Origin of the sequence: uncultured Campylobacter sp., assembly GCF_937890585.1 — a bacterium.
Lineage (GTDB): Bacteria > Campylobacterota > Campylobacteria > Campylobacterales > Campylobacteraceae > Campylobacter_A.
Genome location: NZ_CALACG010000290.1, coordinates 1 through 2054 on the forward strand (window position 1 = coordinate 1; position 2054 = coordinate 2054).

The window sequence follows — 2054 nt, forward strand, 5'->3', positions numbered from 1 at the left end:
TGGCTCTATTTAGCCCTTTGCCGACGCTAAAATAAGTTTTATCTTTATCGTCTAAGTCAAATTTCAGATCAAAACGTGACTTTATTTGATCAACAAATGGCTGTAAATTTAAAATATCATGGCAGGGCAAAATATCATTTGGCAACTCTTGCAAAAAGCTCATGCCCTCATCGTTAAAATTTACTCTAGCCCTTGGCACAGCGTCGTTTCTAAGCTCTATCTCAAATGTGTGGTCATTTATAAAAGGGGCAAAAAGGCGAATTTCTAAGTGAAATTTGCTAGCTAGCTCATCATCGCTTAAGCCTTGATTGCTAAACCAGTAGCCAAAATTTACAGCATTTAGCGAGATATTAAAATCATAAGGATCAGCAGGGCTTACGCCGATATGACGCAAAAGCTCATATATAGGTAGTTTTGCTTGCAAGCCATCATAATAGTTATAAAGCTTTGCAAGTAGCGGATGCGAACGGCCAGCTCTTTCTTGCAAGCGTAAAATTTCAAAGATATATCTGTGGGCAAACGAGTGGTGCGATACCGAGCGAGTTGCTTGCATGCTCAGATAGTCCAAAATGTCAGGGCTTTTTGAAAAGCTCATCGCACTCCAAATGCCACGCAAAGTCTCTACGTCGTTATCAAACGTATCAAATTTATCTGCATGGGTTTTGTCGTATTCTAAAGCGCAGCTTAATAAAAATTCATTTAGCTCGGGGCTGATCACAGCGCCGATCTTTTCTAAATTTTTGGCATTATGATAAAAAGATGTATTGATGATCTTTTGATTTAGTTTTTTGGCTTGTTTTTGCAGTGCTGGCTCTAAATTTGCAGTGCGTTTTAGAATAATCTCTTGCAGGTCGCAGCTCAAATTTAACTCTTTTTCATCGCTTTTACGTAGGCAAAAATGTACTCAAATCCAGAATAAAGCGTGAGCGCAACAGCGATCCAGAGCAAAAGCTCACCACCAGGCCAGCTCATCAGCAAAAATCCAACCGCAAACATCTGCGAGACGGTTTTTACCTTGCCAGCCATCGAAGCTGCAACCTCGACGCCATCACTTGCCATCACGACACGAAAGCCAGTTATAAAAAACTCTCTTACCAAGATAAGATAAACAGCCCAAGCGCTCGCTCTGCCAAGCATCATAAGGCCTAAAAATGCAGCTAAGATCAGCATCTTATCAGCTAGTGGGTCAAGGATAGCGCCAAGCTTGGTCTTTTGATCCCAGCTTCTAGCGATATATCCGTCAAAAAAGTCAGTTACCGAGGCGATCACAAAGATGAGAGCTGCGAAGTAGTTTATCCAGCTTATATGAATTTGCGCAAAAATTTCTGGTGCATTTACGAGCATAAAAAACATAAGTGGAGCTAGCAATATCCTAAAAAATGCCAGTGCATTTGGTAAATTTAAACTCACAAATATGCCTTTTTGCCTGTAAATTTCAAATTTCTCATTTAAATGTCGTGCCGCCGTCTATCACAAATGTATGCCCAGTCACCCAGCTAGCCTTAGACGAGCATAAAAATAGACATGCTCCTGCTAGATCAGTCGGCTGTCCCATGCGGTTTAGAGGGCTAAGCTTTGCCGTCATATCGCGCACCTCTTCGTAGTTTGTAAAGGCTCTTAGCGCGTCTGTCTCGATAGGGCCGCCACTTACGACATTGACACGGATGTTTTTCTCGCCAAGCTCGGTAGCAGCGTATCTTGCCATCGCCTCAACGGCTGCTTTTGCCGTACCGTGGCCTGCGTAGTTTTCGATATAGACTAAATTTCCAGTTGAGCTTAGGCTGATTATGCTGCCGCCGCCCACTTTTTCCATGCGTTTTGCAGCCTCTTGCGCGCCTACGACAAAGGCATTTACGGTTGCTGTGAAGATGTTGTTTATGCCTCTTGGTTTTAGCTTCATAAATTTAGTGTATCCGCCAGCTACTGCGCGGCCTGAGATGATAGCGTTTGAGATGAAAAAATCAACCCTGTCAAAGTCCTCATCTATCTTTAAAAATAGCTCTTTATAGGTCTCTGGCTCAAGGATATTTAGCGCGTAGGCTCTGGCTTTTATC

The 2054-nt window shown here is 42.6% G+C and carries 3 protein-coding genes; all 3 read right to left on the bottom strand.

From position 1 onward, the window contains the following. Positions 1-862, bottom strand: an 862-nt coding sequence (locus tag Q0296_RS08715; protein ID WP_298039429.1) for a hypothetical protein, incomplete at its 3' end; no start/stop codon positions are given. 2 nt (positions 863-864) lie between these two features. Further along, positions 865-1410, bottom strand: coding sequence for a CDP-diacylglycerol--glycerol-3-phosphate 3-phosphatidyltransferase (gene pgsA / locus Q0296_RS08720; protein WP_298039431.1), 546 nt, complete (start codon positions 1408-1410; stop codon positions 865-867). Positions 1411-1444: 34 nt separating this feature from the next. Beyond that, on the bottom strand, positions 1445-2054 hold a 610-nt coding region (locus Q0296_RS08725; protein WP_298039434.1), incomplete at its 5' end, for an enoyl-ACP reductase.